Annotated in this window: 15 protein-coding genes and 1 pseudogene; 9 read left to right on the top strand and 7 right to left on the bottom strand. The window is 70.7% G+C overall.

The features are described 5' to 3' along the window. Positions 1–499: 499 nt before the first annotated feature. The 9 genes and pseudogenes from rpmH (at position 500) to GXW83_RS33570 (ending at position 7520) form a co-directional block, all read left to right on the top strand. Positions 500–637, top strand: a complete 138-nt coding sequence (gene rpmH / locus GXW83_RS33610) for a 50S ribosomal protein L34 (RefSeq protein ID WP_034089364.1) — start codon at positions 500–502, stop codon at positions 635–637. 16 nt (positions 638–653) lie between these two features. Further along, positions 654–1136 (top strand): ribonuclease P protein component, encoded by a 483-nt coding sequence (gene rnpA / locus GXW83_RS33605; RefSeq protein ID WP_182446908.1) that lies wholly within the window; start codon positions 654–656, stop codon positions 1134–1136. An 11-nt stretch (positions 1137–1147) separates the two neighbouring features. Continuing rightward, positions 1148–1516: a membrane protein insertion efficiency factor YidD gene (gene yidD / locus GXW83_RS33600; protein ID WP_182447731.1), complete on the top strand. Its 369-nt coding sequence runs from the start codon at positions 1148–1150 to the stop codon at positions 1514–1516. Continuing rightward, positions 1513–2715, top strand: a complete 1203-nt coding sequence (gene yidC / locus GXW83_RS33595; protein ID WP_182446906.1) for a membrane protein insertase YidC — start codon at positions 1513–1515, stop codon at positions 2713–2715. The genes yidD and yidC overlap by 4 nt, the downstream gene beginning before the upstream one ends. Before the next feature lie 71 nt (positions 2716–2786). After that, positions 2787–3329 carry a R3H domain-containing nucleic acid-binding protein gene (locus GXW83_RS33590; RefSeq protein ID WP_182446904.1) on the top strand — a complete coding sequence of 181 codons (543 nt, stop codon included), beginning with the start codon at positions 2787–2789 and terminating at the stop codon, positions 3327–3329. A gap of 23 nt (positions 3330–3352) precedes the next feature. Beyond that, on the top strand, positions 3353–4129 hold the full coding sequence (gene rsmG / locus GXW83_RS33585) for a 16S rRNA (guanine(527)-N(7))-methyltransferase RsmG (protein WP_225447393.1): 777 nt from the start codon (positions 3353–3355) through the stop codon (positions 4127–4129). A gap of 470 nt (positions 4130–4599) precedes the next feature. Beyond that, positions 4600–5636 (top strand): annotated as a pseudogene (locus tag GXW83_RS33580) (ParA family protein). Continuing rightward, complete coding sequence (locus tag GXW83_RS33575) at positions 5633–6745, top strand: ParB/RepB/Spo0J family partition protein (RefSeq protein WP_182446902.1); 1113 nt, start codon at positions 5633–5635, stop codon at positions 6743–6745. The pseudogene GXW83_RS33580 and the gene GXW83_RS33575 overlap by 4 nt, the downstream one beginning before the upstream one ends. A 157-nt stretch (positions 6746–6902) precedes the next feature. Then, the gene (locus GXW83_RS33570; RefSeq protein WP_182446900.1) at positions 6903–7520 is read left to right on the top strand and encodes a GNAT family N-acetyltransferase; all 618 of its coding nucleotides are present in this window, start codon (positions 6903–6905) and stop codon (positions 7518–7520) included. An 88-nt stretch (positions 7521–7608) separates the two neighbouring features. Here the strand turns inward: GXW83_RS33570 and GXW83_RS33565 are convergent, their stop codons facing one another. From GXW83_RS33565 to murJ, 7 genes are all read right to left on the bottom strand, one after another. Continuing rightward, the gene (locus tag GXW83_RS33565; RefSeq protein ID WP_182446898.1) at positions 7609–8775 is read right to left on the bottom strand and encodes an N-acetylmuramoyl-L-alanine amidase; all 1167 of its coding nucleotides are present in this window, start codon (positions 8773–8775) and stop codon (positions 7609–7611) included. 120 nt (positions 8776–8895) lie between these two features. Next, a complete protein-coding gene (gene trxA / locus GXW83_RS33560) occupies positions 8896–9225 on the bottom strand; it encodes a thioredoxin (protein WP_182446896.1) in 330 nt (109 codons plus the stop codon). Positions 9226–9299: 74 nt separating this feature from the next. Beyond that, the gene (gene trxB / locus GXW83_RS33555; RefSeq protein WP_182446895.1) at positions 9300–10259 is read right to left on the bottom strand and encodes a thioredoxin-disulfide reductase; all 960 of its coding nucleotides are present in this window, start codon (positions 10257–10259) and stop codon (positions 9300–9302) included. Positions 10260–10361: 102 nt separating this feature from the next. After that, entirely contained in the window at positions 10362–11288 is a 927-nt protein-coding gene (locus GXW83_RS35185; RefSeq protein ID WP_182446892.1) for an anti-sigma factor, read from the bottom strand. Beyond that, complete coding sequence (gene sigM, locus GXW83_RS33545; protein ID WP_182446890.1) at positions 11285–12022, bottom strand: RNA polymerase sigma factor SigM; 738 nt, start codon at positions 12020–12022, stop codon at positions 11285–11287. The genes GXW83_RS35185 and sigM overlap by 4 nt, the downstream gene beginning before the upstream one ends. A 54-nt stretch (positions 12023–12076) precedes the next feature. Then, the gene (locus GXW83_RS33540; RefSeq protein WP_182446889.1) at positions 12077–14020 is read right to left on the bottom strand and encodes a serine/threonine protein kinase; all 1944 of its coding nucleotides are present in this window, start codon (positions 14018–14020) and stop codon (positions 12077–12079) included. Between the two features lie 141 nt (positions 14021–14161). After that, positions 14162–16642 carry a murein biosynthesis integral membrane protein MurJ gene (murJ, locus tag GXW83_RS33535; protein ID WP_182446887.1) on the bottom strand — a complete coding sequence of 827 codons (2481 nt, stop codon included), beginning with the start codon at positions 16640–16642 and terminating at the stop codon, positions 14162–14164. Positions 16643–16650: the final 8 nt, after the last annotated feature.

Here is a 16650-nt window from a genome sequence, read left to right as displayed (position 1 = left end):
GGACTCGACGCCGAGGTCAGTGCCCAGTCGCTCGACGACCCGCGCCCAGACGGTCGCAAGATCGCTGCTTGTATCAGCCACTGGTGCACGCTTTCTCGTTCCACCGGGGCCGGTGGCGGGGAAGAACCGGGCGGGTCGCCGGAGGACGGAAGGGGACAGAGAGTCTGTCAACGGTAGTCAGCGGGAGTGCCTGCGTTCAAGTTCTTGTCCACAGGGTGTGTACAAGCAGTGTCTCAGACCGGTCGGGCCCGCCTCGCCGGGCCGCAGCCGCGGGCGGGGCGGGGGCAGCCGGTTTGACCCGTTGGGCGTGTTCCACGTACCGTAACGAGGTCGAGTTGTCGATGGCCGCTGCCGCATGCCCGCGGAATATCCGCACACCAAGGCGCGCAGCTACGGGCGTCGTGGATCACCGTACATAACGGTTTCGGGGATCGCGCGGACGCACGGTGACGGCCATGCGACGCCCCGCCACCCTTCGATTCATCCCTGGAGTCCCCCCGTGAGCAAGCGCACCTTCCAGCCGAACAACCGTCGTCGCGCCAAGACCCATGGCTTCCGCCTGCGGATGCGCACCCGTGCCGGCCGTGCGATCCTCGCGGCTCGCCGCGAAAAGGGTCGCGCCCGCCTGTCCGCCTGATCCTGTCGGTCATGACGTGCTGCCCCCCGAACATCGGCTGAGGCGGCGCCAGGATTTCGCAACCGCGACGCGGCGGGGCCGCCGTGCCGGACGTCCTCTGCTGGTCGTACACCTTCGTGAGAGCGAGGGTGTAACGGCCGGAGGCAGTGCCGGTGCCCAGGATTCCGCCGCGGAGACGGGCTTGTCGTCAACGGACCCGCACACCGCCGGGGAGGCACTCTCCCCGGCGCGTGCGGGTTTTGTCGTCAGCAAGGCGGTCGGACCAGCGGTGGTCCGTAACCGTGTGAAGCGTCGTCTACGTCACCTGGTAGCCGCCCGTATCTCCGGTCTGCCCGCAGGTAGCCTGGTAGTGGTACGCGCGCTGCCCCCAGCCGGGACAGCGGACTACGCGGACCTGGAACGCGATCTCGATTCCGCGTTGCGGAAGTTGACGGCGTCCCGTGGCAACCGGCCTCGGGGTGCCAGTACCGCATCCTCGCCGACGGGAGCAGGGCAGTGACGTACCTGCTGATGGTGCTCATCGGCCTGGCTGCGCTCCTGGCAGGCAAGTACCTGCTGATGGGGCTCATCCGGGTCTACCAGTGGACCGTCAGTCCACTGCTGGGCCCGGTCTGCCGGTACCACCCCTCCTGTTCCCGGTACGGGTTCGAGGCGATCAAGGTCCACGGCGCGGTCAAAGGCACCGCCCTCACTGCATGGCGCATCCTTCGATGCAACCCGTGGAGTGCCGGCGGCTTCGACTACGTCCCCGCGCGCAAGCGCCCGGTCTGGCACCAAGCGGTGCGCAGGCTCCTGTCCCGAGGCACCGAAGACCTGGGACCCCACAACCCGAGCCGCGCCGAAGCGCCGACTCCCTCGACCAACGTTCAAGGAGCATGACCGTGGGGTTTCTCGACTCCGTCCTCAGCCCGCTGTATACCGCAGTCTCGTGGATCGTCGTTCAGTTCCACGCGATGTACAGCCACGTCTTCCTTCCTGACAGCGGCTGGGCCTGGGGCCTGTCCATCGTCACGCTGACGGTCGTCATCCGGGCCTGCATGATCCCGCTCACGATCAAGCAGACCAAGTCCATGCGGGCGATGCAGGCACTGCAGCCCAAGCTCAAGGCCATCCAGGAGCGCTACAAGGGCGACCGCCAGCGGCTCTCCGAAGAGACCATGAAGGTCTACAAGGAGGCCGGGGTCAACCCGGCGGGCAGCTGCCTGCCGCTGCTGATCCAGTCGCCCTTCTTCATGGCCCTGTACGGGGTGCTGCGCAAGGTCGCCGATAACACGCCGGTCGGCGCCATCCACGGCTCGGTGCTGGGCAGCGCGCACGTGGCGCACATCTTCGGCGCCCTGCTGTCGGCCACCTTCGTGGGTGCGCACACCACCACCAGCGTCAAGATCGTCACCGGCATCATGATCGCGGTCATGTGCTCGTCGCAGTTCCTGATGACGCGCATGATGATGACGAAGAACGTCGACCTCACGGTCAAGACGCCGTACATGCAGCAGCAGAAGATGATGATGTACGTGCTGCCGATCATCTACATCTTCTTCGGCATCAACATGCCGGTCGGTGTCCTCGTCTACATGGTCACCACCAACCTGTGGACCCTCGGCCAGCAGTTCGTGATCATCCACCAGAACCCCACCCCCGGTTCGGTCGCCCACAAGGCCCGCCTGGAGCGCCTCAAGGCCCAGGGCAAGCTGAACGCGGACGGCACCCCGGTCAAGGCCGGGCTGGCCTCGCTGGTCAAGGGCGGGGAGGCACCGGCCGAGCCCGTCGCCGCGGAGGCCGCGCCGGTGCGCCGGCAGCAGCCCAAGCGGCAGACCAAGGCCCAGCGTCAGAGCGGCGGCAGCACTGCCGGAACGGCTCCCGCGGACGCCGTGGTGGAGACCGCCGAGAGCGTCACGGACAGCCCGGTCACGCCGCAGCCCACGCCGCAGGCCAAGAAGACCACGCCGTCGCAGGCCCGTGGCCGCGCCACCACCTCGGGCGGCGGCGCCGCCCAGGGCGGTCAGCCGAAGCGCGCCAACCAGCCCGGGAAGCGCAGCCCGCAGCCGGCAGGCCAGCGCCCCAAGAAGAAGTCCTAGTAGCGCCCAGCGCGGAGCTACCCGCAACGCTGCTGCCTGTCCACCACACGAGTACCCAAGGAGGCCATCCAGTGACGGAGGGCACCGTGACCCCGGTCGAGCCTGACGAGTCCAAGGACAAGGGCGACCCGCTCGGCAACCTGGAGCAGGAAGGCGAGATCGCCGCGGACTACCTGGAAGCGCTGCTCGACATCGCCGATCTCGACGGCGACATCGACATGGACGTCGAGGGCGACCGCGCCTCGGTCTCCATCATCGGTGAGGGCCCCGGCGCTGAGCGGTCGCTGCTGCGCCTGGTCGGCCAGGATGGCGAGGTACTGGAGGCCCTGCAGGAGCTGACCCGGCTGGCCGTGCACCGGGAGACCGGCGAGCGCAGCCGGCTGATGCTGGACATCGCCGGCTTCCGTGCCCGCAAGCGTGCCGAGCTGGCCGAGCTGGGCGCCCAGGCGGCCAAGGAGGCCAAGGAGGACGGTGTTCCGGTCAAGCTCCGGCCGATGACGCCCTTCGAGCGCAAGGTCGTCCACGACGCCGTCGCGGCCGCGGGGCTGCGCAGTGAGTCCGAGGGCGAGGAGCCGCAGCGCTGCGTCGTCGTCCTGCCGGTTTCGGCCGGCTGACGTAGGCAAGGAAAGGTTCCGCGATGTCGGCAGCGCCGATGGACGACGGTGACGCGGTGATCGACGAGTCCGAGCAGGAACTCCCTGATGCTCCGGCGTCCGCCCGTGAGGTTTTTGGTGACCGCTTCGAGCAGGCGGTGCGCTATGCCGAGCTGCTCGCTGACGCGGGCGTCCGGCGCGGGCTGATCGGCCCCCGGGAGGTGCCGCGCCTGTGGGAGCGGCACATTCTCAACTGCGCGGTCCTGGGCGAGCTGCTGCCGGAGGGCGTCTCGCTGTGCGACGTGGGCTCGGGGGCGGGGCTGCCGGGGATTCCGGTGGCCCTGGCCCGGCCCGATGTGCGGATCACCCTGTTGGAGCCGTTGCTGCGCCGGACCACCTTCCTGGAGGAGGTGGTCAAGGAGCTGGGGCTGGAGAACGTGACGGTCCTGCGTGGCCGCGCCGAGGAGATGGTCGGCAAGCTGTCGGTCGATGTGGTCACCGCGCGTGCGGTCGCGCCGCTGGACCGCCTGGCCGGCTGGGGGCTGCCGCTGCTGCGCCCCTACGGCGAGATGCTGGCGCTCAAGGGGGACCTGGCCGAGCAGGAGCTGACCGACCACAAGTCCGCTCTGGTGAAGCTGGGTGCGCGGGACTGGTCGGTGGGGATCGCCGGGGAGGGCGTGGTGGAGACGCCGACCCATGTCGTCAGGGTGCAGGTGGGCGAGAGCCCGGGCGGCGTGAAGGCGGCTGCCCGGCGGGCCCGGGCCGCGCGGGCCGGCCGGGCGGCCGGCGGCACCCGGAACACTCCGCGGCGTCGGCGCTGATCAACCTGAGGCACTGATCGACCTGAGGCACTGAGCGAACGAACGGGCCGAACGGCTCGGCGGACGAGGGGCCCTGGTGCACGTTTCACGTGAAACGTGCACCAGGGCCCCTCGGCGTGTTCGGAGTGTCGCGGCATGGTATTTCCGGCATAACGGGCATCGTGTTTCACGTGAAACGTCGCTCCCTTCTGCCGGGAATCCTGAGCCGGGCCCGCGAGGCCGGACAGTTCGGTCGCCGTTCGGGTGAATATGCCTCCCCCAGGGGGCTGGAAGGGCGGCAACTGCCCTCCGCCGTCCACGGGCTGCGCGATGATTCCAGCGACAGCCAGGACGGAGAGGGGGGTGATCCCGTGCCGAGTGATGCTCGCGCCCTGGGAATGCCGCTGGAGTCGGAAACAAAGTCATCTCTGGCAGATCCGTTGCCAGGACCCCGTAGTAGGCGTCATGTTTCACGTGAAACACTGGCGCCTATGCAGGACTTGGATATCACCGCTCTCAGCGATGACACCCCATCGGCCGCGCCGCGCAGGCCGCGGTGGAGGCGCTGGGGCGTGCCACCGAAGCACTGCCGCGACCGGCCCGTACCCGGGTTCTGGTGGTGGCCAATCAGAAGGGCGGCGTGGGGAAGACCACGACGACGGTCAACCTCGCCGCCTCCCTGGCCATGCAGGGGGCACGGGTCCTGGTGGTCGACCTCGATCCCCAAGGCAATGCCTCGACGGCCCTGGGCATCGACCACCATGCCGAGGTTCCCTCCATCTACGACGTCCTGGTCGAGGGCAAGCCGCTTGCCGACGTCGTCCAGCCGGTCGTGGATGTCGAGGGCCTCTTCTGCTGCCCGGCCACCATCGATCTCGCCGGTGCGGAGATCGAGCTGGTGTCGCTGGTGGCCCGGGAGAGCCGGCTGCAGCGCGCGATCGAGGCGTACGAGCAGCCGCTCGACTACATCCTGATCGACTGCCCTCCCTCGCTCGGTCTGCTCACCGTGAACGCCATGGTGGCCGGCCGCGAGGTGCTCATCCCGATCCAGTGCGAGTACTACGCCCTGGAGGGGCTGGGGCAGCTGCTGCGGAACGTGGACCTGGTCCGGGCCCACCTCAATCCGCATCTGCATGTCTCGACGATCCTGCTGACGATGTACGACGCCCGGACCCGGCTGGCCGCCCAGGTCGCCGAGGAGGTCCGCACGCACTTCGCGGAGGAGGTGCTGAAGACCAGCATCCCCCGTTCGGTGCGCGTCTCGGAGGCTCCGAGCTACGGACAGACGGTTCTCACCTATGATCCGAGTTCGACCGGGGCGCTCTCCTATCTGGAGGCGGCCAAGGAGATCGCCCTCCGGGGCGCGGAGGCGGACGCCCGGGCAGCGGATGCCCGGTTCACCGCCGACCCCGGCAGCCCGGGGGTCTACCAGCAGCAGCCGCGTCGGATGGCTGAGCAGGGGCTGCCGCAGCAGGACTCTGTGGGCCACCACGCCGCAGGGCACAGCACGATGGAGGGGAACCGGTGAGCGAGCGTCGCAGGGGTCTGGGCCGTGGTCTGGGAGCACTCATCCCGGCCGCGTCCGGGCCGGAGGTACGGCCGGCCATCCACGGGGCCTCGGGCCCCTCGGGCACGGTGGCGGGCACGGGAGGGGAGCGGGGCAGTGCCGCCGCCAAGGCGGCGGGGGCGGTCGGCACCCTGGAGCGCCCGCTCGACCCGGAGGCCCCGGGTGTTTCACGTGAAACGGTGACGGGTGGCGCCGACACCGAGCTGCGGGAGGTGGACGGGGCGTACTTCGCTGAGATCCCGCTGGACGCCATCAAGCAGAACCCGCGTCAGCCCCGTGATGTCTTCGACGAGGAGGCGCTGAAGGAGCTGGTGCACTCCATCAAGGAGGTGGGCCTGCTCCAGCCGGTGGTGGTGCGTCAGGTCGGTCCGGAGCGCTATGAGCTCATCATGGGTGAGCGTCGCTGGCGGGCCTGCCGGGAGGCAGGGCTGGACGCCATTCCGGCGATCGTCCGGGCGACGGAGGACGAGAAGCTCCTCCTGGACGCCCTGCTGGAGAACCTGCACCGTTCCCAGCTGAACGCGCTGGAGGAGGCGGCCGCCTATGACCAGCTGCTGCGGGACTTCTCCTGCACCCATGACGAGCTCGCCGACCGGATCGGCCGCTCCCGAGCGCAGGTGACCAACACCCTGCGGCTGCTGAAGCTGCCGCCGTCGGTGCAGCGCCGGGTGGCGGCCAAGTCCATCTCGGCCGGACATGCGCGGGCGCTGCTGGGACTGGACAGCCCGCAGGAGCAGGAGCAGTTGGCGGACCGGATCAATGCCGAGGGGCTCTCGGTCCGGACGGTCGAGGAGATCGTCATGCTGGCCCGGGCCGAGCAGCCCAAGCCCAAACCGCGTCGTCCCCGGGCGGGCAAGGTTCCCTCGCCCGCTCTGGCCAGTCTGGCGAGCCGGCTGTCCGACCGTTTCGACACCCGGGTCAAGGTCGATCTGGGTGCCCATCGCGGCAAGATCGTGGTCGAGTTCGCCACGGTCGAGGATCTCAAGCGGATCCTCGACTCCTTCGCCCCGGGCGAGGGGCAGCGGCTGAAGGAGGGCCTCGGCGGCGCTTCGGGCGACGCGGAGGTCTAACCGCGTCGTGGTCACGGGCATCTCGGATGGCTCCCTGTTTCACGTGAAACAGGGAGCCATCTGCTTGTGGCCCGTCGGGGTGCTGACGGCAACCTTCCCCGCTTATCGTTGAGCGAGGACCGGTCCCCCGGGACCGCTGAGCCCGAAGGTGTGGTGCATGGGACGCAGGCTCGTACCGCTGACTCTGGACAGCCTTTCCGACCTTCCGGTCACCTGCAGATCCTGCGTGTTCTGGGAGCTGGACCAGGTGAGCGGGCAGGCTGCGATCAAGGGGGGCCAGCCGGAGCTGGAGAAGGAGTCCTGGATCTCCGCTGTGTTGCTGGAGTGGGGGTCCTGCGGCCGGATCGCCTATGTGGACGACGTTCCGGCGGGCTTTGTACTCTATGCGCCGCCGGCCTACGTTCCGAGGTCGCTGTCCTTCCCCACGAGCCCGGTCTCACCGGACGCGGTGCAGTTGATGACGGCGCGGGTGCTCCCCGGTTACCAGGGGCAGGGCATCGGCCGGACTCTGGTGCAGACGGTCGCCAAGGATCTCGTGCGGCGGGACTTCAAGGCGATCGAGGCGTTCGCCGACGCCCGTTGGACGGAGCCCGGCTGCATCCTCCCGGCTGACTATCTGCTGGCCGTCGGCTTCAAGACGGTCCGACCGCACCACCGGTATCCCCGGCTGCGGCTGGAGGTGCGCTCGGCGATCTCCTGGAAGGGCGAGATGGAGGTTGCCCTGGAGCGCCTGCTCGGCGCGGTGCAGAAGGAGCCGTCGCTGCGGCCGCTGTGAACCGGCTCGCCGCGACCGGCTGTATGTGACTGGGGGGTGTGCGTGTTTCACGTGAAACACGCACACCCCCCAGTCAGGCCCCCAGCCGTCAGGTGAGCGCGGGCAGGTGCAGCACGCCGGTCGGGGAGTCGTCCTCCGGCGGCAGGTAGAGCCGCTGCACGGCCACGGCGATGGACTCCACGGCGTTGGTGCGGAAGCCCGGTGAGGTGATCCGGGCGGCGTCCCCCGGGTTGGTCAGATAGCCCATCTCCAGCCGGACGGCCGTCATCCGGGTGGAGCGCAGCAGGGTCCAGGTACGCGCGTGGCTGCGGTTGTCGCCGAGGCCGCAGCGGGCGATCAGCTCTCGCTGGGCCAGCCCGGCGAACTGCTTTCCGGCGTGGGACCAGCGGCCCCGGCTCTCGTCGCCGTAGTAGTAGCTGGCGACGCCCGAGGCGGCGGGGTTGTGGTGGCCCTCGACGTGCAGGGAGATCAGCAGGTCGGCGCCGGTGGCGTTGGCGTACTCGGCGCGCTGGGCCTCGTCGCCTCCGCTGTCCGCGCCACGGGTGAGGTAGGTGCGGACTCCGAGGGCGTTGAGCCGCCCCGCCAGGCTGGTGGCGATCTCCCAGACGAGTACTGCCTCGCTGACGCTGCCCGCCAGGACACCCGGGTCGCTGCCGCCGTGTCCGGGGTCGATGACGACGACCTTGCCGCTGAGTGCGGGGCCGGAGCGCAGCAGCATCTCGGTCTCGCGCATCACATGCGGGGCGCCGCCGACGACGGTGCGGGCGAGCCGTTCCAGAACGGTGAAGGTGGCGAGGCCGAGCGTGCCGTCCGGGACGAGGCCCATGTTCCGCTGGAACTCGCTGACGGCCTGGGCGGTGGCGGGGCCGTAGATGCCGTCCACCCGGCCCGGGGTGAACCCCATGTCCAGCAGGCGCTGTTGGAGGTGGGCGACGTCGTCGCCGATCTGCAGGTTGCTTGCGGTGTGGCTGAGGACCCGGTCGCCGAGACTCCAGCGGGCTTCGTTGAGATGGCGGTAGGTCTCGGGGCCGACCACGCCGTCCGAGGTGAGCCCTCGCTGCTGTTGGAAGTGGCGCACCGCGGCGTCCACCTCACGGTCGAACAGGGAGGAGGCGGAGGGCAGCCGGCGCTGTCGGCTGCTGGAGTCGTCCAGGCTGAGCAGGCCGAGGAGTGCGAGCTTGAAGCGGATCTCGGCGATGGCAGGTCCGGTGTCGCCGAGCTTCCACCGGTAGGTGTGGGGTGGGTGCTGGGTCATGGTGCGAGGTCCCCTCCTCTGCATGGGATCTGCTGATCGTACGCGCCGTTTCACGTGGAACAGGGAAATGCCGGGGCGGCCACCCATGGGTGGCCGCCCCGGCATGGGGCGCTTCGGCCGTCAGGCGATGAACTGGGCCAGGTCGCGCAGCAGAGCGCTCTTGGGCTTGGCGCCGACGATCGTCTTCACGATCTCGCCGTTCTGGTAGACGTGCATGGTGGGGATGGAGAGCACGCCGTAGGTGGCGGGAGTGTTGGGGTTGTTGTCGATGTCGAGCTTGGCGATGGTGAGCTTGTCGCCGAACTCGGCGGCGATCTCCTCCAGGGCGGGGGCGACCTGGCGGCACGGGCCGCACCAGGTGGCCCAGAAGTCGACCAGCACGGGCTTGTCGCTCTTGAGCACCTCGGTGGCGAAGGTGTCGTCGGTCACGGTGATGGTGGCGCCGGCCACGGGGACTCCTCGGGTGTGCGGGGGATGGTGCGCGGGTGTGGTGGTTCGGGGTGGGGCGCTGGGGCGCCGGAGGGTCAGACGGCTGCTGCGGTCGCCTCGACGTGGGCGAGCGCGGCGAGGTAGCGCTCGGCGTCGAGGGCCGACGCGCAGCCGGTCCCGGCGGCCGTGATCGCCTGGCGGTAGGTGTGGTCGACCACGTCGCCCGCACCGAAGACGCCGGACAGGTTGGTCCGGGTGGAGGGGGCGTCGACGCGGAGGTAGCCCTCGTCGTCCAGTTCGAGCTGGCCCTTGAAGAGTTCGGTGCGGGGGTCGTGTCCGACAGCGATGAAGAGGCCGGTGACGGGGAGCTCGCGCAGCTCGCCGGTGACGGTGTCGCGCAGGGTCAGTCCGCTGAGCTTGGCCTCGCCGTGGATCTCGGCGACCTCGCTGTTCCAGGCAAAGCTGATCTTCGGGTCGGCGAAGGCGCGGTCCTGCATGGTCTTGCTGGCACGCAGGCTGTCGCGGCGGTGCACCACGGTCACGGACTTGGCGAAGCGCGACAGGAAGGTCGCCTCCTCCATGGCGGTGTCGCCGCCGCCGACCACGACGATGTCCTGGTCACGGAAGAAGAAGCCGTCACAGGTGGCGCACCAGGAGACGCCGCGGCCGGACAGTTCGTCCTCGCGGGGCAGACCCAGCTTGCGGTGCTGCGAGCCGGTGGTGACGATCACGGCCTTGGCCCGGTGGACGGTTCCCTCGGAGTCGGTGACGGTCTTGATGTCGCCGGTGAGGTCGACCGAGACGACGTCGTCCGGGATGAGCTCGGCGCCGAAGCGCTCGGCCTGGTTGCGCATGTTGTCCATCAGCTCCGGGCCCATGATGCCGTCCTGGAAGCCGGGGAAGTTCTCCACCTCGGTGGTGTTCATCAGTGCGCCACCGGCGGTGACAGCGCCCTCGAACACCAGCGGATTGAGCGAGGCGCGTGCGGTGTAGAGCGCGGCCGTGTAGCCGGCCGGGCCGGAGCCGATGATGATCACGTTACGGACGTCGCTCACTGCATCTCCTGAATCGCTTCGCAAGCCTGGGGCCGATGAGGTGGTAGGCACCGCTGCCTGTGCCCTCTCAACGGTTGTCCAGTGTCCCGCATTCCCAGCCGGTCAGGGACGCGGCACGGTGCGGTGCACCAGGACGGAACTGGTGGCGCCACTCGGTATGACGCATCCCGCGTTCACCAGATAGGCGTCGGTCCAGTGCGCCGGGTCGGCGGCGTCCGGGTAGACCAGGGCGTAGACGGCCAGCCCGTGGTAGCTGCCCCTGCCGACGGCCAGCGGCTGCTCCCCGGGCCGGTTGACGGCCTGCAGGGCGCAGCTCGGAATCCCGGCGCTGCTGGAGCGTTCCCCGCTGTTGACGGCCTGCGGGTGGGCGCCCACGGCGCCCGGGGACGGTGGTGCCTGCAGCAGCGACTGGATCTGGGCGGGCAGGTCCGCGTCGCTGAACGAGGTGAAGCCGGGCGCGGACTGCGGGCTGATCTGCGCCGAACGGCCGGCGGCCGCTTTGCTGGAGCTTGTGGAGCCGGTGTCCGCCGGGTGCAGGTTCAGCGCGGCGGTGACGATCAGCCCGCAGACGGCGAGTGAGGAGGCCCACAGCGCGGCCCGGCGCAGTCGGCGTGACCTGCCCCGCCCGGGCCGCCGTCCGGCGGGTCCGGTGGAGCCGCTGTGGGCCGCTGGGCGGTCCGGCGCGCTCCCGGGCCTGCGCGGCCCGGCGGGAGGCTGGGAGGCGGCTGCGGGGGTGCGGAGTTCGGGGGGTGCGGAGTCGGCGGTGCGCAGCGCGGCCTCCTCGGCGAGGGCCGCGTCGATGCGCCGGGCGATGTCGTCCGGCATCGGGGGAGCGTCGGTCCCGCCGAGGAGGGTGCGGACCTCCTCGAGGGCGTCGCAGGTCTCCCGGCAGTCGGCGCACGCGGCGAGGTGCGCCGACAGCTCGGCCGTAGCCTCCGGGCCGAGCAGGTCTTCGGTGTAGTCCGCGAGGGTATCGACGTCGGGGTGCCCGGAGGAGTCCAGGGCGGGGTCTGACGCTGAAGCGGTCATGTCGCTGGTTCACCTCCTGCACGGCGGTCGGGTGGAGCGGCCAGTAGTGGGACGGAGGCGCCCGCCCCCGGGTTCCGTCCTGGTGGGGACGGTTGTCCGGCCGGTCCCCTGGGCTGCTGCGGGGCGGCTGTTTCACGTGAAACGTCGGCGCGCAGGTGGGCTACCCGGGGCAGCAGCCGGGCGCGGCCGCGGGCGCAGCGGCTCTTGATCGTGCCCACGGGCACGCCCAGAATCTCGGCGGCCTCGGCGACGGGATAGCCGTGCATGTCCACCAGGACCAGGGCGGCGCGTTGGTCGGCGGGGAGCGAGGCGAGTGCGTCGGCCAGTTCCTCGCGCAGCTCGCCGCGCTCGACCGGCGCGTCGGCGCCCTCGCCGATGCCGAGGGCGGTGTCCAGTGCGGGCTCGTCGTCCAGTGGCCGGGTGCGGTGGCCGGCGGCGCGGCGGGCCCGGTCCAGGCAGGCGTTCACGACGATGCGGTGCAGCCAGGTGGTGACGGCGGAGCGGCCCTGGAAGGTGTGGGCTCCGCGGAAGGCGGAGACCAGGGCGTCCTGTAGGGCGTCCGCCGCCTCCTCGCGGTCGCCCAGGGTGCGCAGGGCGACGGCCCACAGCCGATCGCGGTGGCGGTGGACGAGGATGCCGAAGGCGTCGTGGTCGCCCGCCACATGGCGCGCCAGCAGTTCGCTGTCGCTGTCGGTGGGTCTCTCCGGACCTTCACCGCCCGCCGAACCTTGCACTACTCCCCCTCGGACAACTGATCGGACCAGAGTGCCATCCCGGGGGGCCGTCCGTCAGCTCAGCACCTGGATCTCGGAGATCCCGCCGTAGTAGCCGTTGTCCGCGTCCGGGTCGTGGGTCAGCACGGTGATGTGCACCAGGATGAAGCGGGTTCGGATGGGGTGGGCCAGCGGGGCGCTGTCCACGGTGGTCGAGGTGGTGGCCGCCAGGTCGCTGATGCGCTGCGTGTAGCCGCTGTACTCGTCGGGGGCGCTGGTGGCGTCGGCGGGGGCGGCGACGACCTCCATGGTCTGCCCGGCGAAGGGCAGTGTGACGTTGACGCTGGTGACGTCCTGCACGCTGCCGAGGTCGACGACGATGCCGCTGCCCTCGGCGCGGTTTCCCAGGTTGCCGAACTTGGGGTAGTTGTAGAACGGCGACGTGATCCAGGACGTGGCGGGGTTGCCGTCGGCGGCCAGGGACGCCTGGTCGCCCGCTATCGTCGTCGGGTCCAGGGGTGAGAACTCGGTGGCGCTCTCGATGTGCAGGGCGTGCGGGGTGGGGCGGGCCGTGGGCTTGGTGGAGCCACTGGGGGAGGCGGGGACCTTGGTGACGCTGCTGGAGTCGGGCTTGTCCAGCAGGGCCTCGGCCGTCGCCCAGCTGCCCAGGCCGACCGCGGCCAGCAGCACCAGCGAGATGGCCCAGCGCAGCGCGCGGTTGGTGCGTCGGGGCGGCATCGGCGGCACCAGCGGCCCGGGGTGCTGCGGCATGGCGTGCGGCGGCATGGGCGGGACGACGGCGGTGGTCTGGTCCGGTCGCTGCTGGCGCACCTGGCGCGGGTACTCGGGGATGACCAGCGGCTCGGGGGCCGGCTGCTTGACCTTCGGCAGCTGGGTGATGGCCTTGGCGAGCGCCTCGGGCGAGGTGAGCGGCTCCAGGTGGCGTCCCGGTTCCGGGCACAGCGCCTGGGCGCACAGGTCCGACAGGCCCCGGTGGACGCCTGCCCGGACCTGCTCGGGGGCGACCAGGCCGAGGAACTTGGGCATCCCCTGAAGGTCGTACCGGTCCTCGGGGTAGGGCCAGCGGTGGGTCAGGGCGGCGAACAGCAGCGCTCCGATGGCGCGGGTGTCGGTCAGTTCGGCGTCGGCCCGGTCCTTGGCGTGCAGGCCGCGCAGGGCGGCGTCGGTGGCGATGCCGTTGATCCGGTACTGGCCGGAGTCGCTGCGCAGCACGCAGGCCGGGGTGAGCCGCAGATGGGACTGTCCGCGCCGGTGGGCGGAGGCGACCGCGTCGGTGACCTGCCGGACCAACTGGTAGGCCTCGTAGGGCTCCAGCGGCCCGTCGGCGAGCAGGGTGGTGAGGTCGGTGGCGTCGGGCAGCCATTCGCGGACGACGTAGACCAGTTCGCCGTCCTCGACCGCGTCCAGCACCTGGACGAAGCGGGGGTCGCCGAGCAGGGCGGCCTCGCGGGCGGCGGCGACCGTGTCCTTGGCGCGCTGGTGGCCGGAGGCCAGCAGGTGGATGCCGACGGCGCGCCGCAGCTTCTCGTCCATGGCGCGCCAGCTGGTGAAGACCTCGTCCTCGGCGACGCACTCCTCGAGGCGGTAGCGGTTGGCGATGCGGTCCCCGCTGTGGCGGACCGGCACCGGGAGGGTCAACGGGAACGGGGGCGCGGAAGCGGCCTTGGGCTGGGGCGCCGGCTCCGGCTCGGCCGCTGCCTCGGGCTTCGGCTCCTGCTCTGCCGCTGCCTTCGGCCCGGCTTCGGGCTTCGGCGCAGGCGCGGGCTCGGCCTCAGGGTTGTCCTCGGGCGTGGCCTCGGCCTCGGGTTCGGGGGTGTCCTCGGGCTCGGCCTTCGCCTCGGCTTCGGACGCCGACTCGCTCTCAGGGGTGTCCTCGGGGACGGCCCCTGACGTGAGGTCATCCTCGGAGGCGGCTGCCAGCTCGACGTCGTCTGCGGGAACGGTGTCGTCGACGCTCCCCGTGCTGGTCTCGACGGGAGCCTCGCTGCGATCCGCCACCTTCGTCCTTCCTCCCCTTGGAACGTCCCCCCTGAGAGGGCATACGGTCAATTGTGCCAACCCCCGCCTTATGACTACGACCCACAATCCCCCTCTTGGGTTGCCTTTGCGAGGGGGGAATCCGGCCGCCGGTCCTGCGGGTCAGCGGCCGATCTTGCGGCGGACCATTCCGATCAGCGAGTCCATCTCCTCGATGTGCATCCGCTTGGTGATGACGACGAAGAGACCGAGTTGCAGCACCATACCGACGATCAGGGCGGCGACATCACCGAAGAAGCCGCCACCACTGGCCGAGGCGACGGCCGTCGAGCAGCCGAAGGCGACGACCGCCGGGATGATGCTGGCACCGATGAGCTTGCTGTAGGTCCGCTTGATCCGGGGGCCGTCCAGGTCGCCGATGCGGCGTTTCAGCCGGGGCAGGGCGACGACCAGGCCGATCAGGTAGGAGACGCCGTAGGCGAAGGCCATGCCGGTGACGGCCCAGCGGGCCGGGAGGGCGAGGTAGCAGACCCCGGAGAGCACCGCCTGGCTGGCCGCGACCCACACCGTGTTGTAGAAGGGCGTGCGGGTGTCCTCGTAGGCGTAGAAGCCGCGCAGCAGGACGTACTGGGCCGAGTAGGGGATCAGGCCCAGTCCGAAGGCGGAGAGCATCCAGCCGACCGAGGTGCCCTGGGTGCGGCCGCCGAAGCCGTACAGCACGGAGCCGATCACCGGTCCGAGCGCCAGGAAGATGAAGGCGGCGGGAACGATCGCCACGGCCGAGGTGCGCAGCCCGTAGGACAGGTCGTCGCGGACGGAGACGGCGTCCCCGTCGGCGGCGGAGCGGGAGATCCTGGGCAGCACCGCGCTCATCACCGAGACGGTGATCACGGCCTGCGGGAGCTGCCAGATCAGCAGCGCGTTGGAGTAGGCGGACAGGCCCGCGCCGTTGGTGCCCGAGGCGTTTCCGGCGGCTGTGGCCAGCTGCGTGACGACCAGGTAGCCGGCCTGGTTGGCCAGGACGAAGAGGAAGGTCCAGCGGGCCAACTTGGCGGCGTGGCCGAGGCCGTGGCCGCGCCAGTCGAAGCGGGGCCGGAACTTGAAGCCGGCGGCGCGCAGGTACGGGATCATCGACAGCGCCTGGACGCTGAGGCCCAACAGGGTGCCGATGCCCAGCAGGTGGACGCCCTCGGGGGAGATGGTCTCCGGGGTGACCTTGGTGTGGGTGAACGGGCCGTAGACCCAGGCGTACATGCCGAAGGTGAAGATGACGACGACGTTGTTCAGGACCGGGGTCCACATCATCGCGCCGAACTTGCCGCGGGCGTTCAGCACCTGGCCCATGACCACGTGGACGCCCATGAAGAAGATGGTGGGCAGGCAATAGCGGGCCAGGGAGACGGTGACGCTGGCGCTCTCCGGATTGCGCATGATCGAGTCGGAGACCAGCCGCACCAGCAGCGGTGCGGCCAGGACGGTGGCGAAGACCACCCCGCCCAGCCCGACCACGACCAGGGTGAGCAGCCGGCTGGCGTACGCCTCGCCGCCGTCCTCGTCGTTCTTCATGCTGCGGACCAGCTGCGGCACGAAGACGGCGTTCAGCGCGCCGCCGCCGACCAGGATGTAGAGCAGGGTCGGCAGGGTGTTGGCGACGTTGTAGGCGTCGCCCATGGTGCCCACGCCGATGGCGAAGGTGATGACCATGGTCCGGACGAAGCCGGTTCCACGTGAAACAAGCGTGCCCGCGGCCATGATCGCGCTGGAGCTCAGCAGGCTGCCGGCCTTGCCGCCGCCCTTCTGCTCCTGGTCCGGCTCGGCCGTGGTGTCCGCGCTCGCGGCGCCCAGGGCCTCCGCGCTCACCCGGAACAGCGGCATGGTGTTGGTGAGCTCCATGGCGGCGTCGCCGCCGGCCTCGCCGTACATGCCCGGGGGGTAGGCGGCCGGGTTGGGCTCCGCCTGGTTGCCGCCGTCACGGAAGAGGAAGCCGTAGGGGTCGGCGTCCGGCGGCTGCTCCTGGCCGGACCGCCCGGCCCGGCTGACCAACTCGTCGACGCCGACGTACTCGGTGGGCGCGCCGGGGTCGGTGCCGTAGGCGGCGCCGGCACCCGGCGCGGTCGAGTACGGCTGCCCGTTGTCGTAGGGCTGTCCGTCGTACTGCGGCGTGGCGTACTGCTGCGGCTGCTGTTGCCCGCCGTAGGCGTTCTGGTCGTACGGGGCCTGGTAGCCGGCCGGGGGCTGCTGCTGCCCGTACTGCTGCGGGGGCTGCGCCTGCGGCTGGGCCTGCTGCTGCGGAGCCTGCGCCTGGGGCTGCGGCTGGGTCTGCTGCGGGTAGGCGTTGGCCTCGTAGGCGGCGAAACCCTGCGGCCCGTAGCCCGGCTGCCCGTAGGGCGCCTGGGCGGGGCTCTGGGCAGGGGCCTGGGCGGCGTAGCCCTGCTGGCCGCCGTAGCCGCTCGGTCCGAAGCCCTCGGGCTGGTACGGCTGGTTGTACGCGTCGTGCCCGTACGGGTCCTGCGCGTACGGGTCGCGGGCGTAGGTCTCGTCCAGGTAGGGGTCGACACCGCCCTCGGGCCCGGGCGGCGTGCCGGGTTCCGGGGTGCGTCCGCCGCGTCCCCGTTGAGTTCTGCCGTCCCGCGGCGCGCTCATGCCACCTT

Source organism: Streptacidiphilus sp. PB12-B1b (genome assembly GCF_014084125.1).
Taxonomy (GTDB): Bacteria; Actinomycetota; Actinomycetes; order Streptomycetales; family Streptomycetaceae; genus Streptacidiphilus.
This window is presented reverse-complemented; position numbering and strand designations above follow the sequence as displayed.